Below are 17,804 nucleotides of genomic sequence, written 5' to 3' on the forward strand. Positions count from 1 at the left end.
GGTCACGCGGGGGCGGTCACCCGTACATTCGGGGCATGACGTTCAACGAGGACTCGCAGCTCAAGGGCGGGAAGGTCACGCGACGCGGCCGCGGCGCCGCGATCGGTGGTGGCGCGGTGGGCGTCGGCGCCATCGTCGTGTTCCTCATCGCGCAGTTCACCGGCGTGGACCTCAGCGGCATCGTCGGCGACGGCGGGGGCACCACGCAGATCCAGCAGCAGGGCGACACGGTCGACGCCGCGAGCGAGTGCCGTACCGGACGCGACGCGAACCTCAAGGTCGAGTGCCGCATGGAGGGCGCGGCCGAATCCCTGGACGGCTACTGGACGTCGGAGGCGCGGACGCTCGGGATCTCGTACACGTCACCCGGGTTCGTGCTGTTCAGCGGGTCGACCGACACCGGCTGTGGCCAGGCGTCCGCCGCGACCGGCCCGTTCTACTGCCCGCCGGACCGGGCGATCTACCTCGACACGGCCTTCTACGACGACCTGCAGTCGGAGTACGGCTCGTCGGGCGGCCCGCTGGCGCAGATGTACGTCGTCGCCCACGAGTGGGGCCACCACGTACAGCAGCTCCAGGGCGCCTTCGCCGGCACCGACCGCTCGGGCACGGGGGCGTCGTCCGGCAGCGTCCGCGTGGAACTGCAGGCCGACTGCTACGCCGGGGCGTGGGTCGGCGATGCCGCGACCACGAAGGACGCGAACGGCGAGACCTTCTTCGAGCCGATCACGCGGTCGCAGATCGACGACGCACTGTCCGCCGCGAGCGCCGTCGGCGACGACAGCATCCAGGAGCGCTCGAGCGGCCACGTCGACCCGGACACGTTCACGCACGGGTCGAGCGAGCAGCGTCAGAACTGGTTCCTGCGCGGCTACCAGCGCGGCGCGACGGGCTGCGACACCTTCAGCGTGCCGGGGTCGTCCCTGTAGGACGCCAGGGCCGGGTCAGCTCGAGGGGGTCGCGCTCGGCGACGAGGTCCGGCCCGGGGTGGCGCTCGGCGTCGGGGTCGGGGTCGCCTCGCTCGCTCCGGCCGCCGTCACGACGAAGGTCCGGAAGTCGTCGTTCGTGATCGGCGACGTCAGCTCGTAGTGCTGCCCGTTCACGAGCACGAGGGGCGTGCCGGGGAACTCCTTCAGCGTCGACCCGGGGATGTCCCCGCCGGACACGGCACTGGTCCGCTCGTCGATCCACTTGCTGTAGGTCTGGTCCTGGATGCACTTCGTGATGGCCGACCGCTTCTGCAGCCCGTCCACACCCGTGACGACCTTCGTGAGCTGGGCGTCGGTGAGACCGGCCGTGCCCTCCTCCGGCTGCTTCGCGAACAGCGCCCTGTTCACGGCGAAGAACCGGTCCGGGGAGTTGTCCGCGACGCAGGCCGCGGCGTTCGCGGCGCGCAGGGAGTACTTCGTGCCCTGCGAGCGGTTCGACAGGATCGCGACGGGGTGGATGTCCACCGTGGCCGCTCCGGAGTCGACGAGGCTCTCGATGTAGTCGCTGTTCGCGTCCTCGAACTGACCGCACACCGGGCAGAGGTAGTCGACGTACATCGTGATGCGCACGGCGCCGGAGCCGTCGGTGGCGGTCGGTGCCGGGGACGCCGAGGACGCGGTCACGGCCTTGAGGTCCTGGCCGATCGTGATGCCGCCCTGCGACATGTTCGACGGCCCCGGGCCCGCGGGCTTCACGGAGTCGACGAGGACGAGCGTCACGATCGTCGCCGCGGCCAGCAGCACGACGCCGAGGCCGATCTGCAGGCCGAGCCGGAGACCGCGCTGGCGTCGTTTCTGCTGGGCACGGGCACGCTGGGCGCGCTGTCGTGCTGCTTCGCGTCGCTCGTTCCGCGCGGCGCGGGCGTCACCCTCGGGGCGGTTGGTCATGCGTCGATGGTCCTCACTTGGTCGTCGTCCGCACGGCCTCCCCCGCACAGGCGGACGGACCCGCCGATTGTAGTGGCCCTTCCCCGAACAACCACCCAACCACACGAAGCACTGGCGCTCCCGAGGGAGATCGTGTTGTATGAACCTCGATGGTCGACGGCGACCATCCGGGGCCCGCACGGGCAACCGCTTCACTCGGATCGTCCGGCACGTACCTGCCGGTGAAGGAAGGACCGAACGCTCATGGCGTCCGTCACCTATGACAAGGCAACCCGTCTCTACCCCGGAGGCAACCGCCCCGCGGTCGACTCCCTCGACCTGGACGTCGCCGACGGCGAGTTCCTCGTCCTCGTCGGCCCCTCGGGCTGCGGCAAGTCCACCTCGCTGCGCATGCTGGCCGGCCTCGAAGAGGTCAACTCCGGCGCCATCCGCATCGGCGACCGCGACGTCACCGACGTCCCGCCGAAGGACCGCGACATCGCGATGGTGTTCCAGAACTACGCGCTGTACCCGCACATGACCGTGGCCGAGAACATGGGCTTCGCGCTCAAGATCGCCGGCGTCGGCAAGGAAGAGCGCGCCACCCGCGTGCAGGAAGCCGCGAAGCTCCTCGACCTCGAGCAGTACCTCGGCCGCAAGCCGAAGGCCCTCTCCGGTGGTCAGCGTCAGCGCGTCGCGATGGGCCGAGCGATCGTCCGTCAGCCGCAGGTGTTCCTCATGGACGAGCCGCTGTCGAACCTCGACGCCAAGCTCCGCGTCCAGACCCGCACCCAGATCGCGTCGCTGCAGCGTCGTCTCGGCGTCACCACGGTCTACGTCACCCACGACCAGACCGAGGCCCTGACGATGGGCGACCGCATCGCGGTGCTCAAGGACGGCATCCTGCAGCAGGTCGGCTCGCCGCGCGACCTGTACGAGAAGCCGAACAACGTGTTCGTCGCGGGCTTCATCGGCTCGCCGGCGATGAACCTGCTCCCGGCCGACGTGGTCGAGGGCGGCATCAAGTTCGGCACGCTCAACCACGCGATCGACCGCGACACGCTCTCCAACGCCCGTGCCGCTCAGATCACGGTCGGTGTGCGCCCCGAGGACATCGTCGTCGCCCAGTCGGGCGAGGGCCTGCCGGTCACGGTCGACGTCGTCGAGGAGCTCGGAGCCGACGGCTACCTCTACGGTCACGCCGACGTCAACGGCTCGCGCGTCGACATCGTCGCCCGCGTCGACGGGCGCGCGCACCCGTCGATCGGTGACACGATCGTCGTCACGCCGAAGCAGGGCCACGTGCACGCCTTCGACACCGAGTCGGGCGAGCGTCTCGACGACAAGGCCGTCGTCAGCGCGTAACGCTGGAAGGTCCGAACAGGAGGCGCGGTGCCAGCTGGCACCGCGCCTCCCGTCCGTCAGTACGCACCACAGGAGCAACCGTGCCCGACTCCATGTCCATCACCGCCGCCACCGTCGACCCCGGGCTCCTCGACCTGCCGTGGGACCTGCCCCTCGCGGACTGGCCGGATGAGACGATCGTCGCGCTGCCGAAGGGCATCTCCCGGCACCTCGTGCGCTTCGTGCAGCTCGGCGGCTACGTCGTCGCCGTGAAGGAGACCGGCGAGGAGGTGGCACGCTCCGAGTACGAGATGCTCCGGACGCTGCAGCGCATGGACGTGCCGTGCGTCGATCCCGTCGCCGTCATCACGAACCGGGTGAGCGCCGACGGCGAAGCCCTGCACCCCGTGCTCGTGACGCGGCACCTGCGCTTCTCGCTGCCGTACCGCGCGCTGTACTCGCAGACGCTGCGGCCCGAGACCGCCACGCGCCTCGTCGACGCCCTCGCGCTGCTCCTCGTGCGCCTGCACGTCATCGGCTTCTACTGGGGCGACGTCTCACTGTCGAACACCCTGTTCCGCCGCGACGCGGGCGCCTTCGCCGCGTACCTCGTCGACGCCGAGACCGGGAAGCTCTACCCGGGCGGCCTGTCGAACGGGCAGCGCGAGAACGACCTCGAGGTCGCCCGTGTCAACATCGCCGGCGAACTGCTCGACCTCGAAGCCGGCGGCCGGCTCGACGAGAACGCCGACGCGGTCGACGTGTCGAACCGGATCGTCGCGCAGTACCGCACGCTCTGGAAGGAGCTCACCGGCACCGAGCAGTTCGACGTGAAGGAGCGCTGGCGCATCAACGACCGCGTCGAACGGCTCAACGCGCTCGGCTTCGACATCGAGGAGCTCTCGATCCACACGACCGAGGGTGGTTCCCAGGTGCGGATCCAGCCGAAGGTGGTGGACGCCGGACACCACCAGCGGCGGCTGCTGCGCCTGACCGGCCTGGACGCCGGCGAGAACCAGGCCCGGCGGCTCCTCAACGACCTCGACTCGTACCGGGCGCGCAACGGCCGCGACCAGCTCGATGAGGAGATGGTGGCGCACGAGTGGGTCTCGAAGGTGTTCGAGCCGGTGATCCGGTCGATTCCGCGGGACCTCCGGGGGCGCCTCGAGCCGGCCGAGGTGTTCCACGAGCTGCTCGAGCACCGCTGGTTCATGTCCCAGGAGGAAGAGCGTTCGGTCTCCCTGCCGGAGGCCACGACCGCGTACATCAACGATGTGCTGCGGCACCGCCGTGACGAGCGGCTGCTCATCAACCCGCCGACGTCGTCGATGACCCTGCCGATCCCGACGGTGTCCTCGGCCGACGGCGCCCCGGCGTCGCCGGACGACGTCGAGGACTGGCGCGCGAGCGTCTGACGCCGCGCACCCTCCTCCCGCAAAACGCAAGGTGGGCGGTTTCTCGCAGGGGTGTACCGCTGCGAGAAACCGCCGTCGTTGCGTCTTGCGGAGGGGCTACTCGGCGCGACGGCGCCGGGCGACCTCCCACAGGGTGACGCTCGCGGCGATGCCCGCGTTGAGCGACTCCGTCGCGCTCGAGATCGGGATCGACACGATGGCGTCGCACGTCTCGGTGACGAGGCGCGACAGGCCCTTGCCCTCCGAACCGACGACGATCACGATCGGACGGTCGGCGAGCTCGAGCTGATCGAGCTGGACGTCCCCGTCGCCGGCGAGCCCCAGCACGAAGAGCCCCATCGACTTGAGGGACTTCAGCGTCTGCGTGAGGTTCGGGGCCATCGCCACGGGCGTGCGCGCGGCCGCACCCGCAGAGGTCTTCCACGCGCTCGCGGTCACACCGACCGAGCGGCGCTGCGGCACGATGACACCGTGTCCGCCGAACGCTGCCGTCGAACGGATGATCGCGCCGAGGTTCCGCGGATCGGTGATGCCGTCGAGAGCGACGACCAGCGGGACCTCGTCCTTCGCGAAGGCCCGCTCGACCAGGTCCTCCGCGACGGCGTACTCGTACGCCGGCACCTTGAGCGCGACGCCCTGGTGCACGCTGTCGTGCCCGGTGATGCGGTCGAGCTCGGGACGCATGATCTCCATGATCGGCACGCCGCGGTGGTTGGCGAGCGCGAGGATCTCCTTCACGCGGTCATCGACCTCGATCCGGGCGGCGATGTACAGCGTCGTGGAGGGGGTCTTCGTGCGCAGGGCCTCGAGCACCGAGTTCCGACCGGTGACCAGCTCGGAGTCGTCGGTCTTCCGCTGCGGCGGACGAGCGGTCCGCTGCTGCGGCGCACTCGACGCACCGTGCCGACCGCGCGCGGCCTCGTAGCGCTCCTTCGCGGCCTTGCGCTTGCCCGCCGGGTGGTACGGGCGGTCCTCGGCCTTCGGCGTCGGCTTGCGCCCCTCGAGCGCCTGCGCACCCTGTCCGCCGGAGCCGACCTGCTTGTTGCCCTTGCGGCCCGAGCGGACGGCGCCGGGCCGACCCTTCTTGCTCCCCGAGACGTTCTTCATTGCTCTCTCCTGTCCGGCACGGCCGTTGTCAGGCGATGCTCCAGCGTGTACCTGCTGCGGTGTCTTCGATCGTGATGCCCGCGGATGCGAGGTCGTCGCGCACGCGGTCGGCCGTGGCGAAGTCGCGTGCGGCCCGGGCGTCGGCGCGCTCCTGCACGAGGCGTTCGACGAGGGCTGCGAGCGGTGCGGCCGATGCGTCGTGACCACCGCCCGACCAGTGGGCGGCTCGCGGGTCGATGCCGAGCACCTCCACCATCGCGGCCACCTGATGGTACGCGGTTCCGAGCGCTTCCGCATCGTCGGCGTCCAGGGCGGCGTTCCCGGCACGCACGGTCTCGTGCAGCACGGCGAGGGCTTGGGGCACCGCGAGGTCGTCGTCCATGGCGTCGGCGAACGCCTCGGGCACGCCCGGAGCGTCGGCGAGGTGCACGCCCTCGAGCCGCTCCTCGGCGCGCGCCAGGAAGCCGTCGATGCGGTCGTACGCGGCCTCGGCCTCGGCGAGGGAGCCGTCGTGGTGGTCGATCGACGAGCGGTAGTGCGCCGCGCCGAGGAAGTACCGGACCACCGCGGGGCGGGCGGAACCGAGGAAGTCCGCGGCGAAGATCGAGTTGCCGAGCGACTTCGACATCTTCTGCCCGTCCACCGACACGAGGCCGTTGTGCAGCCAGTACGACGCGAAGGGGTCCCCCGCGGCGGTCGACTGCGCGAGCTCGTTCTCGTGGTGCGGGAAGCGGAGGTCGAGTCCGCCGCCGTGAATGTCGAACGCCGGGCCGAGGTAGCGCCGGGACATCGCTGAGCACTCGATGTGCCAGCCCGGTCGGCCGGGTCCCCAGGGCGATTCCCAGGTGGCAGTCGACGGTTCGCCGGGCTTCGCACCCTTCCACAGGGCGAAGTCGCGGGGGTCGCGCTTGCCGCGGGGATCGGCGTCGGTGGCCTCGACCATGTCCTCGCGACGCTGGCGTGTCAGCGCGCCGTAGGACTGCCAGCTGCCGGTGTCGAAGTACACGTCGCCCGACCCGTCGGCCGCGGCGTACGCGTGCCCGCGGTCGATGAGCCTCTGGATGATGTCGTGCATCTGCGGCACGCTCGCGGTCGCGCGGGGCTCGTACGTCGGCGGCAGGATGCCGAGCGCGTTGTACGCCGCCGTGAACTCGAGCTCGACGCGGTACGCACGCGCGAACCACTGCTCGTCGGTGTCGGCCGCGAGGTCGAGCACCTTGTCGTCGATGTCGGTGACGTTGCGGACGAGGGTGACCCGGTAGCCGCGGTACGTGAGCCAACGACGCCAGATGTCGTACACCAGCGCGGAGCGGAGGTGTCCGATGTGCGGCGAGGACTGCACGGTCGGACCGCACACGTACATGCTCACCTGTCCGTCGACCAGCGGGACGAGGTCGACGACGGCAGCGGCGCGGGAGTCGTACAGGCGAACGGTCACGCCCCAAGCCTAGGACGTCAGGCGGGTCGGACGACGGCCGTCGCGATCGCGGCGAGCCCCTCGCCGCGACCCGTGAACCCGAGGCCGTCCGTGGTCGTGCCGGAGACCGCCACGGGAGCCCCGACGACCGCCGCCAGGGCGTCCTGCATCTCCGTGCGCCGGGCGCCGATGCGCGGCCGGTTGCCGATCACCTGCACGGTGACGGACACCGGCTCGAGCCCGGCACCCGCCAGCGCTTCGACGGCGCCGCGGACGAACACGTCGCCGGCCGCTCCTGCGTAGGCGGGGTCGGACGTGCCGAAGCGGCCGCCGATGTCCCCGAGCGCGCCCGCGGAGAGCAGTGCGTCGCAGACCGCGTGCGCGACCGCATCGCCGTCGCTGTGCCCGGACAGCCCGGCCTCACCCGGGAAGTCGAGCAGGCCGACGCGGCAGGGAGCGGCCGCGTCGAACGCGTGCACGTCGACGCCGAATCCGACCCGCACGGTGTCGGGGACCGCGGAACGGGCCCGGACGATCGACTCGGCGCGGCCGAGGTCCCACGGGGTCGTGATCTTGAACGCGTCGGCGTCGCCCGCGACGAACCGCACGGTGCCGCCCGCCGCCTGGAACACCCCGGCGTCGTCGGTCTCGGACCGCGACGACGCGGCGTACGCCTGCCGGAGCGCGGCGAGCGGGAAGCCCTGCGGTGTCTGCACCCCGACGAGCGCCGCACGGTCGACGGTCTCGACGACGACGTCGCCATCGACCCGCTTGATCGTGTCCGTCACCGGCAGCGCGGGCACGAAACCCGCTCCGGCACCGGCCAGCACGGCGTCGAACACACGCCCGAACTGTGCGGCCGGGGTCAGGCACCGGGCCGCGTCGTGCACCAGCACCGCGGTGACGGAGTCCGGCAGGACTGCCAGGCCGGCCTCGACCGAGGCGTGGCGATCCGCGCCTCCGGGGACCACCGCCGTGTACGCGACCGCAGCGCCCGCGACGGACGCGACCAGCGCACGACACTCGTCGAGGTGGGTCGCCGGTGCGACGACCACGACCAGTGCCGGTGACGGCAACGTGAAGAGCGGTGCGAGCGCGCGCTCCAGCATCAGCGAGCCGGCGACGGGCACGAACGCCTTCGCCGTGCCGATCCCGAGCCGCGTGCCGGACCCGGCCGCAACGACGACGACCGCCCTGTCCACCCCTTCGGGGAACAGAACGGTCGAGGACGTGTTCAGTGGTTCAGTGCGCTCAGGAGGCGAGGACCTCGTCGAGGACGGTCGATGCCTGGTCCTCGTCGGTCTTCTCGGCCAGGGCCAGCTCGGAGATGAGGATCTGCCGCGCCTTGGCGAGCATCCGCTTCTCCCCCGCGGACAGGCCGCGGTCCTGGTCGCGGCGCCAGAGGTCGCGGACGACCTCGGACACCTTGATGACGTCACCCGAAGCGAGCTTCTCGAGGTTCGCCTTGTAGCGGCGCGACCAGTTCGTGGGCTCCTCGGTGAAGGGGGCACGCAGGACCTCGAACACCTTGTCGAGGCCTTCCTTGCCGATCACGTCGCGAACACCGACCAGGTCGACGTTGTCCGCCGGCACCTCGATCGTCAGGTCACCCTGGGTGACCCGCAGCTTCAGGTAGACCTTTTCCTCGCCCTTGATGACGCGCGTCTTGACTTCAGAGATGGTTGCCGCCCCGTGGTGGGGGTAGACGACGGTCTCGCCGACCTCGAATTGCATGTATCAGGCTCCGTTCCGAGACACCCAGTTTACCACAAGCAATTTTCGGGTAAGGGCGGCCTTACCACGGGCCCACCCGGGTGATCGCTAGGATGGTGCTCGGACCGTCCGGTCCACATCGTGATCTTCCGGAGGAATCTCTTGCGAGCTCGGGTACTCGTGTCCGTCGCCGTTGCGGCAACCATCGCGCTCGGCGCCACCGGCTGCGAGTTCATGTCGCCCGCACAGACCACGGAGATCAAGCAGATCACCGACGGTGTCAACGTGTCGACGGGCAAGATCGACGTCCGCAACGCGCTGCTCATCGCGGACGACGCCGACGGCGCCCGCTTCGTCGGCACGCTCGTGAACAACTCCGAGAAGGGCGACATCACCCTCTCGATCGAGGTCGGCGGGGACACGCAGACCGTGACGGTCCCGGCGAACACCCACATCGACCTCGGCGCGGCCGCCGCCCCGACGGCCCAGGCCACCGCGCCCACGGAAACGGGCGACGAGACGACGCAGGGCACGAAGGCCGGCAAGTCGGAGGACGTCGTCTTCGACGACGCCGACACCAAGCCCGGTTCGCTCGTGAAGGTCTACTTCTCGTACTCCGGCGCCGAGGGCGTCTCCGCCAGCGTGCCGGTGCTGACCAGCGCGCAGGAGGAGTACGCGACGCTCGCGCCGACCTCCACGCCGGAACCGACCGGCGAGGCCACGCTCCCGGTCGAGACGCCCGCCGCGACGCCGACCGACGCGGCCACGCAGGACGCCGGCCAGTAGCCACCACAGGCTCCGGAGCGCTTCAGACCGGAGGCCCGGTGCACGTCCCACGGACGTGCACCGGGCCTCCAGTCTGAAGCGCGGCGCGCTGGGCGCGACCATGGGCCGCGACCCGTCGGGTCAGCCCTCGATGCGGTAGCCGAGGCCGCGGACCGTCACCAGGATCTCCGGCGCGCTCGGGACGCGCTCGATCTTCGAGCGGATGCGCTTGATGTGCACGTCGAGCGTCTTCGTGTCACCGAAGTAGTCCGATCCCCAGACCCGGTCGATGAGCTGCCCGCGGGTGAGCACGCGGCCGGCGTTCCGGAGCAGCAGCTCGAGCAGTTCGAACTCCTTGAGCGGCATCGGCGTCTCCGAACCGTCCACCGCCACGGTGTGCCGCTCGACGTCCATCCGGATCCCGCCGACCTGCAGGATGCCGCTGTCCGCCGGATCGTCCTCGGTGCGACGACGGAGCACCGCACGGATGCGCGCGAGGAGCTCCCGGGTGGAGTACGGCTTCGTCACGTAGTCGTCGGCGCCGAGTTCGAGCCCGACGACGATGTCCACCTCGGAGTCCTTCGCGGTGAGCATGATGATCGGGATGTTCGACCGGGTGCGGATCTGCCGGCACACCTCGGTGCCGGACAGTCCCGGCAGCATCAGGTCGAGCAGCACCAGGTCGGGGTTCTCCGCGTCGAACTTCGACAGCGCGGTCACGCCGTCCGCAGCGACGGAGGTGTCGTACCCCTCGCGCTGCAGCAGGAACTCCAGGGGCTCGCTCAGGGCCGGCTCGTCGTCGACGATGAGGATCTTGGTCACGATTGCTGCTCTTCCAGTTGCTCTTCGAGTGCTGTGGTCAGTTCGGGGTCCGCCTCGGGGAGACGGATGGTGAAGGTCGAGCCCTTGCCGGGCTGCGACCAGACGCGCACGTCGCCGCCGTGGTTGCCGACGACGTGCTTCACGATCGCGAGCCCGAGGCCGGTGCCCCCGGTGGCGCGCGAGCGTGCGGGATCGACGCGGTAGAAGCGTTCGAACACGCGGTCGAGGTCGGCCTCGGGGATGCCGACGCCCTGGTCGGTGACCGCGATCTCGACGAAGCCCTTGGCGGACCGGACACCCACGCCGACGCGGGTGTGGTCCGGCGAGTACTTCACCGCGTTCGCGATGAGGTTCGACACCGCGATCTGCAGGAGGCCCGGGTCCCCCATCACGCGGAGCTTCGACTTCTTCGCCCGCACGAGTTCGATGTCACGGGCACGCGCCACGATCTCGTTCGCGTCGACCGCGGCCTGCACGATCCGGTCGATCGACGTCTCCTCGCTGTTCTCCAGCGCGTCCACGGACTGCAGGCGCGAGAGCTCGATGATGTCCTTCGTCAGGGCGGCCAGCCGCTCGGACTCGGTGACGAGCTGCGCGGCGAACTTCCGCACGTGCTGGGGTTCGTCCGCCGCGGCGACGAGGGTCTCGGACAGGAGGCCGATCGCGCCGATCGGGGTCTTCAGCTCGTGGGAGATGTTCGCGACGAAGTCCCGCCTGACCTCGTCGATGCGCCGGCTCTCGGTGAGGTCGTCCGCCGTCACGAGGACGTAGCGGTTGCCGAGCTGGGCGGCGCGGAAGCTCAGGTAGCCGATGAGTTCGCCCCGGCGGCCCCGCGGGAGTTCGAGGTCCTCCGCCCCCATCTCGCCGCTCTTGCGCACGCGGTCGACCAGGTCGACGAGCTCGTCGTGCACGAGCTTCCGCCGCACCACGAGCCCGACCGTCAGGGCCTGGGGAGATGCCGCCACCACCGTGTTCGAGGGGTCGACCACCACGGCCGGGTTGTGCATCGTGGCGATGACCGCTGCGACGCCGTCCGGCAGTGTGCGTTCCGCCACGTCCGCTGCACGAGCGGTGCGCTCGGCGGTGATGATCAGCACCACGACGCCCGCGCCGAAGACCCCGCCGAGGAGCATCGACAGTGGCACGAGCCACGCGTTGTCCATGCCGTCAGTGTAGGGATGGTCACGCGGGGTTCGAGCCCCGTTCACCCCTGTCCGGGGTCCTTCCCGCTCCGGATCGCGAAGCGTTCAACCGCACGTCACCGTTCGTTCACCTGGGCTGACGACACTCGTCCGGTACGCAGAGAGAGGCACTCCCCCATGCGCGAAGTCTTCCAGCAGGAACTCCAGGACGTCCAGGAGCGACTGACCGAGATCGCCGGGCTCGTCGAGTCCGCCATCACCCGCGCCACCCAGGCGTTCAGCGACTCCGACGTCGCCCTCGCCGAGGAGGTGATCGCCGACGACGCCAAGATCGACGAAGCGGCGAACAGCCTCGACGAGATCGCCATCGACATCCTCGCCCGCCAGGCCCCCGTCGCCCGTGATCTCCGCGTCGTCGTCACCGCCCTCCGCGTCAGCTCCTCGCTCGAGCGCATGGGCGACATGGCCGAGCACATCGCGCAGCTCGCCCGCCAGCGTTTCCCCGAGAAGGTCGTCCCGAAGGGTCTGCGCGGGACGTTCAAGCAGATGGGCGCGCACGACGTCGCGATGTCCCAGAAGCTCACGCGCCTGCTCGCCACCGAGGACATCGCGCTCGCGGCGGAGATCCGTGACGAGGACGACGCCGTCGACGAGCTGCACGCCAGCGTGTTCGACTTCGTGCTGGGCGAGACCTGGAAGGGCAACCCGATCGACACGGTCGACGCGACCCTGGCCTCCCGGTACCACGAGCGCTTCGCGGACCACGCGGTGTCGATCGCCAAGAAGGTCGAGTACCTCGCGACGGGCGACTGGGCCGGCGCGTCGAGCGTCACGGTCTGACTCCGTTCCGCGTTTTGCGATGGGGCGGGCGGGACGGGAGGATCGTGGCATGGCTCAGGTCGCGATCGTCGTCAACGGGATGCCCGGTTCGGGCAAGAGCACGGTGGGTGCCGCCCTCGCGGAGGTGCTCGGCTGCCCGTTCCTGTCGAAGGACCGGATCAAGGAGCCCCTCGCCGACATCGTCGGGCCGATGATCGCGTCGCGGGCACTGGGCGGCATCGCGATGGACACCATGTGGTCGATGGCGCGGGCCGTCGAGAACGGGGTGGTCCTCGACGCCGTCTGGCTGCCGACGCGTGACCGGGACCTCCTGGAGGCGGGGCTCGCCTCCGCCGGGTCGCCTCGCGCCGTCGAGGTGTGGTGCCACGTGGACCGCGCGACCGCCGAGCAGCGGCTGCGGGACCGGTACGAGCCGGGCACCGTCCCGGTGCGGCACGAGGTCCACGGGGACCTCGCCGGGATCCTGGCGTTCTGGGACGAGCACGAGGCCGAGGCGGGGCCGATCGGCCTGCCCACCGCCCCGGTCGTCCGGATCGACACCGCGAAGCCCTACGACGTCGGCGCCCTCGTGCAGGAGATCGCGTCGCACTTCGTGTGACGACGACGGCCGCGCCCCCGAGGGGTCGCGGCCGTCGTGCTGTGCGGTATTACTTCTTGGCGCCCTGCGCCGCGACGGCGGCGGCACCGGCGGCGGCGGCCTCGGGGTCGAGGTAGTACGCGGGCTTCGTCGGGCGGAACTCGTCGTCGAGCTCGTACACCAGCGGGATGCCCGTCGGGATGTTGAGACCGGCGATGTCGTCGTCCGAGATCCCGTCGAGGTGCTTCACGAGCGCCCGCAGCGAGTTGCCGTGCGCCGTGACGAGGACGGTCTTGCCCGCGGCGAGGTCCTTCGTGATGTCCGACTCCCAGTACGGCAGCAGACGGTCGATCACGAGCTTGAGCGACTCGGTGCGGGGCAGCTGGTCACCGAGGCCGGCGTAGCGGCGGTCCCCGGCCTGCGACCACTCGGCGTCGTCCGCGATGGGGGGCGGCGGCACGTCGAACGAACGGCGCCACTCCATGAACTGCTGCTCGCCGTACTGCTCGAGCGTCTGGGCCTTGTCCTTGCCCTGCAGGTCGCCGTAGTGGCGCTCGTTGAGCCGCCAGTCGCGCTTCACCGGCAGCCAGGCGAGGTCGGCCTCGAGCAGGGCGATGTCCGCCGTCTGGATCGCACGGGTGAGCAGCGAGGTGTACAGGACGTCGGGGACGATGCCCGACTCGGCGATGAGTTCGCCGGCGCGCTTCGCCTCCTTCTCGCCCAGCTCGCTGAGTCGGACGTCGACCCAACCGGTGAACAGGTTCTTCTGGTTCCAGTCACTGTTGCCGTGACGGAGCAGGACGAGCGTGGAGGTCATGCTCCGATCCTACCGAGCGGTCCGGTCCCCGTACCCTTGTGGCATGCCCATCGGGAACGTCACGCGCGGGACCACCGGGTACAACCGGCTCCGTCGCGTCGACCGGTGGATCGCGTCCCTGCCGGTGCTGCGACGGACACCGGACCCGCTCGTCGCGGACGTCGGCTACGGCGCCTCCCCGACGACGACCCTCGAACTCCGGGACCGCCTGGCGGCCGTGCGACCGGACGTCGAGGTCACCGGCATCGAGATCGAGCCGGCGCGGGTCGCGCTCGCGAACGCCGGGACCCGCGACGGTGTGACGTTCCGGCTCGGCGGCTTCGAGACGCCGACGCCCGGTGGTCGCCGACCCGCCGTCATCCGCGCGTTCAACGTCCTGCGCCAGTACGACGAGTCGGAGGTTGCGGATGCCTGGAGGATCATGCAGGACCGGCTGCAACCCGGCGGCGCGCTCGTCGAGGGGACCTGCAACGAGGTCGGCCGGGTCGCCTCCTGGGTCACGCTCGACGACGTCCGGCCGCTGTCCTTCACGGTGTCGCTCCGGCTCGCCGGTCTCGACGTCCCGAGCATCGTGGCCGAACGACTCCCGAAGACACTCATCCACCGGAACGTGCCCGGCGAGCGGATCCACGCGTACCTGCGCGACCTCGACCTGGCATGGGCAGTCGCGGCGCCGCTCGGCACCTACGGTCCCCGGCAGCGGTGGATCGCCGCGGTCCGGGGCATGCGCGACCGCGGTTGGCCCGTGCTACACGGGGTGACGCGCTGGCGTCTCGGCGAGCTCAGCGTCCCGTGGTCGGCGGTCGAACCGGCGCGCTGAACACCGGCGCTCGTCCGTCGAACACCCGCATGCCGCGGTGTCGTGCACGAACACCGGTGTTTTGCGGAACCGGCTAGCGGCGGACGGCTCCGAGGCGCGGCAGGCGCGGGACGTTCGCGGTCGCGCCGGCGCCCGGGGGCACGATGACCTCCTGCGTCGCGGACACGACCACGTCGTCGGCGGTCAGGGTCAGCGTCGCCCCGGGGTCGAGTGAGCGCTTCACGACCGCGAGCCCGATCGGTCCGAGCTCGTGGTGGATGCCCGACGCCGAGAGACGCCCGACCTCCTTCTCGTCGAGCACGACGGGCGTGCCCGGCGCCGGCAGCACGCCGTCCGACCCGTCGAGGTGCAGCAGCACGACGCGGCGCGGCGGGTGCCCGAGGTTGTGGACCTTCGCGACGGTCTCCTGCCCCCGGTAGCAGCCCTTCGAGAGGTGCACCGCGGAACGGAGCCAGTCGAGCTCGTGCGGGATCGTCCGCTCGTCGACGTCGGACAGCGACGGCCGCCAGGCGGCGATCCGCAGGGCCTCGTACGCCAGGAGTCCCGCGGCGGGTTCGTCCGACCCGGCGATCGCGGACGCGGTGCCGGGGGTGACCACCGCGATCCGGAGGGTCCAGTCGGAGCCCGCATGCGCCTCCTGGGCGGCGTAGCCCCACCCGCCGGGCGTGACGGACGACCACGGGTCCACCCACTCGACGGCCGGGGTCTCCGGCAGGTCGACGTCGGCGAAGGGGGCGGAGCCGAACCAGCCGATCGTGGCGGAGTCGGCGGAGCGGTCGGCGATCTCGACGCGGAGCATGAAGCGCATGGAATCGAGCCAGGCGGCGAGCGGGGCCGCGTCGTCCCGCTCGGTGAGGAGCCAGGTGACGGTCCCGTCGTCGACGACGCGTGCCGCGTGCTCGACGCGACCGGACTGGTCCAGCACGAGCGTCTCGGTGGAGACACCGGGCTCGAGGCCGAGCAGCAGTTGCGACGTGATCGAGTTGAGCCACGACAGCCGGTCCGGTCCGGAGACCGTGACGACGCCCAGGCCGAGCTCGACGACGGCACGACCGCGGGCGAGCAGGCGCTGCTCGCCCAGGGGGTTGCCGAAGTGCGCGGCAGGCGCACCGGGGGCGTCCGACGCGGCCACGAAGCCGTCGCGCGACGCGAACGCCGAAGCCGCGGACATCAGTCGACCTTCGCGAGCTGCCCCGAGGCGTGCGAGGTGAGCTCCTTGCCGAGCGCTGCGATGTCCCACGCCCAGAAGAGCTTCCCCTCGACCAGGCCGTAGAGCCGGGTCGCCGCGGAGTAGTCCTTGGCGTTCGGCGAGCGCATCACGGCGTCCGTCGCGAGGTCGATGCGGCCCTTGCGGACCCGCCCGACGTAGAGCTCGTTGACACCGGTCGGGTGGATGATCGCCGCCTCGACGTCGAAGCCGTCGGTGGTGTTCCGCAGGGCCTCGACGCTCTCCACCGTGCTGAACGGCGTCGGCCCCTCGCCGAGGAGCATCGCCGGACCGCGGTCGCCCGGCTCGGACGGACGGTCGATCCGCCAGTAGCCCATCTCGGCGGCCAGCGGCGTGTGCTCGTCGTCGAGCAGCCAGGTGGTGGACGAGTAGTTGAGGTAGGGCAGACCGTCGTGGCTGAAGCTGACGCGCTGGCCGAACTCGTACTTCCGCGGTGCATCCTCGTCACCGACGGGGTACTCGACCACGCCGGTGCCCTCCCAGACACCGACGAGCCACGACAGCGGGACGAGTTCGGGCGCGAGGCCCTCGGGCAGTTCGATCAACGCTGACCCTTGAACAGCTTCACGACGACGGTCACCGAGACGAACGCGATCGCGAGCGACGCGAGGCCGAGCAGGCCCACGTAGAAGAGCTCGAGCGCAAGCAGCGAATCCATGCTGCGAGTCTACGCGGCCGGGCTCAGCGCGCCAGGAGCACCACGGCGGTGATCAGGACGACGACGAACGAGCCGGAGGAAGCGATGCTGATCCGCTCGACCAACCCGTCCTTCGTCGCGGTGATGAGCTGCAGCACGAAGCTGACGAGCACGCAGAGCACGAAGACGAGCAGGAGCCAGGCGAACGAGTCCTTGTCGGTCAGGGTCAGCACCAGCACCGCGCCGACGACCGCGAGCAGCCACACCGGCAGCACGGACGTCAGCCTGAGGCGACGCTGGTCGGTGGGCGGCACGGGCTCTGTCACGCGCCCATCATGACAGGAGCCGCTCCCGACCGTCCGGTCGGGAGGGAGACTTCCCGAGCATCACTAGGATGTGTCCACGACTCCCCCACGCCCTGGAGGTCCTGTGGCCCAGCTCCTGGTACTCACCTCAGCCGCGCCCGGTGACGTCCTGCCGAGTCTCGGACTGCTGAGCCACCGGATCCGCCACGTCCCCGCCGAGGCGGCCCAGCTGGTCAACGCGCCGCAGAGCGACCTCATGTTCGTGGACGCCCGCACCGACCTCGCGAGCGCCAAGGCCCTGTGCAAGATCCTGGCGACGAGCGGCTCGACGACGCCGATCATCCTCGTCGTCACCGAGGGCGGCCTCACGGCGGTCAACAGCGAGTGGAACGTCGACGACGTCGTGCTCGAGACGGCCGGCCCCGCCGAGGTGGACGCCCGCATCCGACTCACCGCGGGACGCGCGTCCAAGAACCAGACGGGGTCGAAGATCCAGGCGTCCGGCGTCGTCATCGACGAGGCCAGCTACTCCGCGAAGGTCCGCGGCCGGCCGCTCGACCTCACGTTCAAGGAGTTCGAGCTCCTCCGCTTCTTCGCCACGCACCCGTCCCGGGTCTTCACCCGCGAGCAGCTCCTCAGCGAGGTCTGGGGCTACGACTACTTCGGCGGCACCCGCACGGTGGACGTCCACGTGCGACGTCTGCGCGCCAAGCTCGGGGACCTCGAGTCCCTCATCGGCACCGTCCGCAACGTCGGGTACCGCTTCAACGTCTACGACGACGAGGCCGACCGGCTCACGGGGCAGTAGTGGCCGTCGCGCTCGACCGGTTCGCCGTCCCGGGCGAGCCGCCGCCGTTCTCGGACCAGACACTGATCGACGTGCGCGCGGGCCGCGCCACCGTCCTCGGCGACGAGCGCGGGGTCGCCGTGGTGCGCGACGGTGAACTCGAGCTCGTGGTCGGCCTGGAGGAACGGGGCCGCGGCCTCGGGACGGCCCTC

19 protein-coding genes and 1 pseudogene are annotated in these 17,804 nt (G+C 70.7%); 9 read left to right on the plus strand and 11 right to left on the minus strand.

Annotated features, from left to right (window positions below; translation table 11 throughout):
* The first annotated feature begins 35 nt into the window (after nucleotides 1–35).
* Nucleotides 36–929 carry a KPN_02809 family neutral zinc metallopeptidase gene (gene ypfJ / locus HP507_RS07225; protein ID WP_175351112.1) on the plus strand — a complete coding sequence of 298 codons (894 nt, stop codon included), beginning with the start codon at nucleotides 36–38 and terminating at the stop codon, nucleotides 927–929.
* 15 nt (nucleotides 930–944) lie between these two features.
* On the opposite strand, the gene HP507_RS07230 is transcribed toward ypfJ, so the two are convergent.
* Nucleotides 945–1,877 (minus strand): DsbA family protein, encoded by a 933-nt coding sequence (locus HP507_RS07230; protein ID WP_175351113.1) that lies wholly within the window; start codon nucleotides 1,875–1,877, stop codon nucleotides 945–947.
* Nucleotides 1,878–2,120: 243 nt separating this feature from the next.
* On the opposite strand from HP507_RS07230, the gene HP507_RS07235 reads away from it, so the two are divergent.
* Together HP507_RS07235 and HP507_RS07240 are read left to right on the plus strand one after the other, a co-directional pair.
* The gene (locus tag HP507_RS07235; protein ID WP_175351114.1) at nucleotides 2,121–3,221 is read left to right on the plus strand and encodes an ABC transporter ATP-binding protein; all 1,101 of its coding nucleotides are present in this window, start codon (nucleotides 2,121–2,123) and stop codon (nucleotides 3,219–3,221) included.
* A gap of 80 nt (nucleotides 3,222–3,301) precedes the next feature.
* A complete protein-coding gene (locus HP507_RS07240) occupies nucleotides 3,302–4,615 on the plus strand; it encodes a DUF4032 domain-containing protein (protein WP_175351115.1) in 1,314 nt (437 codons plus the stop codon).
* A gap of 96 nt (nucleotides 4,616–4,711) precedes the next feature.
* On the opposite strand, the gene rlmB is transcribed toward HP507_RS07240, so the two are convergent.
* Genes rlmB through HP507_RS07260 form a run of 4 tightly spaced genes read right to left on the minus strand, consistent with a single transcriptional unit; the run spans nucleotide 4,712 to nucleotide 8,873 of the window.
* On the minus strand, nucleotides 4,712–5,722 hold the full coding sequence (gene rlmB / locus HP507_RS07245) for a 23S rRNA (guanosine(2251)-2'-O)-methyltransferase RlmB (protein ID WP_175351116.1): 1,011 nt from the start codon (nucleotides 5,720–5,722) through the stop codon (nucleotides 4,712–4,714).
* 28 nt (nucleotides 5,723–5,750) lie between these two features.
* Nucleotides 5,751–7,160, minus strand: coding sequence for a cysteine--tRNA ligase (gene cysS, locus HP507_RS07250; RefSeq protein WP_175351117.1), 1,410 nt, complete (start codon nucleotides 7,158–7,160; stop codon nucleotides 5,751–5,753).
* A gap of 17 nt (nucleotides 7,161–7,177) precedes the next feature.
* The gene (ispD, locus tag HP507_RS07255) at nucleotides 7,178–8,341 is read right to left on the minus strand and encodes a 2-C-methyl-D-erythritol 4-phosphate cytidylyltransferase (RefSeq protein ID WP_175351118.1); all 1,164 of its coding nucleotides are present in this window, start codon (nucleotides 8,339–8,341) and stop codon (nucleotides 7,178–7,180) included.
* 49 nt (nucleotides 8,342–8,390) lie between these two features.
* Nucleotides 8,391–8,873: a CarD family transcriptional regulator gene (locus tag HP507_RS07260; RefSeq protein ID WP_066518156.1), complete on the minus strand. Its 483-nt coding sequence runs from the start codon at nucleotides 8,871–8,873 to the stop codon at nucleotides 8,391–8,393.
* Between the two features lie 159 nt (nucleotides 8,874–9,032).
* Between HP507_RS07260 and HP507_RS07265 the strand changes: the two genes are divergently transcribed.
* The gene (locus HP507_RS07265; protein ID WP_175351119.1) at nucleotides 9,033–9,638 is read left to right on the plus strand and encodes a hypothetical protein; all 606 of its coding nucleotides are present in this window, start codon (nucleotides 9,033–9,035) and stop codon (nucleotides 9,636–9,638) included.
* A gap of 120 nt (nucleotides 9,639–9,758) precedes the next feature.
* Here HP507_RS07265 and HP507_RS07270 read toward each other — a convergent pair whose 3' ends face one another.
* Both HP507_RS07270 and HP507_RS07275 read right to left on the minus strand, forming a co-directional pair.
* The gene (locus tag HP507_RS07270; RefSeq protein ID WP_022906624.1) at nucleotides 9,759–10,439 is read right to left on the minus strand and encodes a response regulator transcription factor; all 681 of its coding nucleotides are present in this window, start codon (nucleotides 10,437–10,439) and stop codon (nucleotides 9,759–9,761) included.
* Nucleotides 10,436–11,602, minus strand: a complete 1,167-nt coding sequence (locus HP507_RS07275; protein WP_175351120.1) for a sensor histidine kinase — start codon at nucleotides 11,600–11,602, stop codon at nucleotides 10,436–10,438. The genes HP507_RS07270 and HP507_RS07275 overlap by 4 nt, the downstream gene beginning before the upstream one ends.
* Before the next feature lie 156 nt (nucleotides 11,603–11,758).
* Here HP507_RS07275 and phoU point away from each other — a divergent pair, with 156 nt between their 5' ends.
* Together phoU and HP507_RS07285 are read left to right on the plus strand one after the other, a co-directional pair.
* Nucleotides 11,759–12,421, plus strand: a complete 663-nt coding sequence (gene phoU / locus HP507_RS07280; protein WP_175351121.1) for a phosphate signaling complex protein PhoU — start codon at nucleotides 11,759–11,761, stop codon at nucleotides 12,419–12,421.
* 49 nt (nucleotides 12,422–12,470) lie between these two features.
* Complete coding sequence (locus HP507_RS07285) at nucleotides 12,471–13,019, plus strand: P-loop nucleotide/nucleoside kinase family protein (protein WP_175351122.1); 549 nt, start codon at nucleotides 12,471–12,473, stop codon at nucleotides 13,017–13,019.
* Nucleotides 13,020–13,068: 49 nt separating this feature from the next.
* Here the strand turns inward: HP507_RS07285 and HP507_RS07290 are convergent, their stop codons facing one another.
* Nucleotides 13,069–13,815: a phosphoglyceromutase gene (locus HP507_RS07290; protein ID WP_175351123.1), complete on the minus strand. Its 747-nt coding sequence runs from the start codon at nucleotides 13,813–13,815 to the stop codon at nucleotides 13,069–13,071.
* Nucleotides 13,816–13,858: 43 nt separating this feature from the next.
* Here HP507_RS07290 and HP507_RS07295 point away from each other — a divergent pair, with 43 nt between their 5' ends.
* On the plus strand, nucleotides 13,859–14,635 hold the full coding sequence (locus HP507_RS07295; protein ID WP_175351124.1) for a class I SAM-dependent methyltransferase: 777 nt from the start codon (nucleotides 13,859–13,861) through the stop codon (nucleotides 14,633–14,635).
* 73 nt (nucleotides 14,636–14,708) lie between these two features.
* Here the strand turns inward: HP507_RS07295 and ygfZ are convergent, their stop codons facing one another.
* The 3 genes from ygfZ to HP507_RS07310 form a co-directional block, all read right to left on the minus strand.
* The gene (gene ygfZ, locus HP507_RS07300; RefSeq protein ID WP_175351125.1) at nucleotides 14,709–15,806 is read right to left on the minus strand and encodes a CAF17-like 4Fe-4S cluster assembly/insertion protein YgfZ; all 1,098 of its coding nucleotides are present in this window, start codon (nucleotides 15,804–15,806) and stop codon (nucleotides 14,709–14,711) included.
* On the minus strand, nucleotides 15,806–16,408 hold the full coding sequence (locus HP507_RS07305; RefSeq protein ID WP_175351126.1) for a heme-binding beta-barrel domain-containing protein: 603 nt from the start codon (nucleotides 16,406–16,408) through the stop codon (nucleotides 15,806–15,808). The genes ygfZ and HP507_RS07305 overlap by 1 nt, the downstream gene beginning before the upstream one ends.
* A gap of 136 nt (nucleotides 16,409–16,544) precedes the next feature.
* Nucleotides 16,545–16,826: a hypothetical protein gene (locus tag HP507_RS07310; RefSeq protein ID WP_175351127.1), complete on the minus strand. Its 282-nt coding sequence runs from the start codon at nucleotides 16,824–16,826 to the stop codon at nucleotides 16,545–16,547.
* Between the two features lie 103 nt (nucleotides 16,827–16,929).
* Between HP507_RS07310 and HP507_RS07315 the strand changes: the two genes are divergently transcribed.
* A complete protein-coding gene (locus HP507_RS07315; RefSeq protein ID WP_175351128.1) occupies nucleotides 16,930–17,613 on the plus strand; it encodes a winged helix-turn-helix domain-containing protein in 684 nt (227 codons plus the stop codon).
* Nucleotides 17,613–17,804 (plus strand): annotated as a pseudogene (locus HP507_RS07320) (mycothiol synthase); the annotation flags it as partial. The gene HP507_RS07315 and the pseudogene HP507_RS07320, both read left to right, overlap by 1 nt.

The organism is Curtobacterium pusillum (assembly GCF_013359865.1).
Classification (GTDB): domain Bacteria; phylum Actinomycetota; class Actinomycetes; order Actinomycetales; family Microbacteriaceae; genus Curtobacterium; species Curtobacterium pusillum.

Excerpts from the sequence above, each read along its gene's own strand:
- ypfJ (WP_175351112.1), top strand. The coding sequence starts at position 36 with ATGACGTTCAACGAGGACTCGCAGCTCAAGGGCGGGAAGGTCACGCGA.
- HP507_RS07275 (WP_175351120.1), bottom strand. The coding sequence starts at position 11,602 with ATGGACAACGCGTGGCTCGTGCCACTGTCGATGCTCCTCGGCGGGGTC.
- rlmB (WP_175351116.1), bottom strand. The coding sequence starts at position 5,722 with ATGAAGAACGTCTCGGGGAGCAAGAAGGGTCGGCCCGGCGCCGTCCGC.
- HP507_RS07230 (WP_175351113.1), bottom strand. The coding sequence starts at position 1,877 with ATGACCAACCGCCCCGAGGGTGACGCCCGCGCCGCGCGGAACGAGCGA.
- ygfZ (WP_175351125.1), bottom strand. The coding sequence starts at position 15,806 with ATGTCCGCGGCTTCGGCGTTCGCGTCGCGCGACGGCTTCGTGGCCGCG.
- phoU (WP_175351121.1), top strand. The coding sequence starts at position 11,759 with ATGCGCGAAGTCTTCCAGCAGGAACTCCAGGACGTCCAGGAGCGACTG.
- HP507_RS07295 (WP_175351124.1), top strand. The coding sequence starts at position 13,859 with ATGCCCATCGGGAACGTCACGCGCGGGACCACCGGGTACAACCGGCTC.
- HP507_RS07235 (WP_175351114.1), top strand. The coding sequence starts at position 2,121 with ATGGCGTCCGTCACCTATGACAAGGCAACCCGTCTCTACCCCGGAGGC.
- HP507_RS07285 (WP_175351122.1), top strand. The coding sequence starts at position 12,471 with ATGGCTCAGGTCGCGATCGTCGTCAACGGGATGCCCGGTTCGGGCAAG.
- HP507_RS07290 (WP_175351123.1), bottom strand. The coding sequence starts at position 13,815 with ATGACCTCCACGCTCGTCCTGCTCCGTCACGGCAACAGTGACTGGAAC.
- HP507_RS07260 (WP_066518156.1), bottom strand. The coding sequence starts at position 8,873 with ATGCAATTCGAGGTCGGCGAGACCGTCGTCTACCCCCACCACGGGGCG.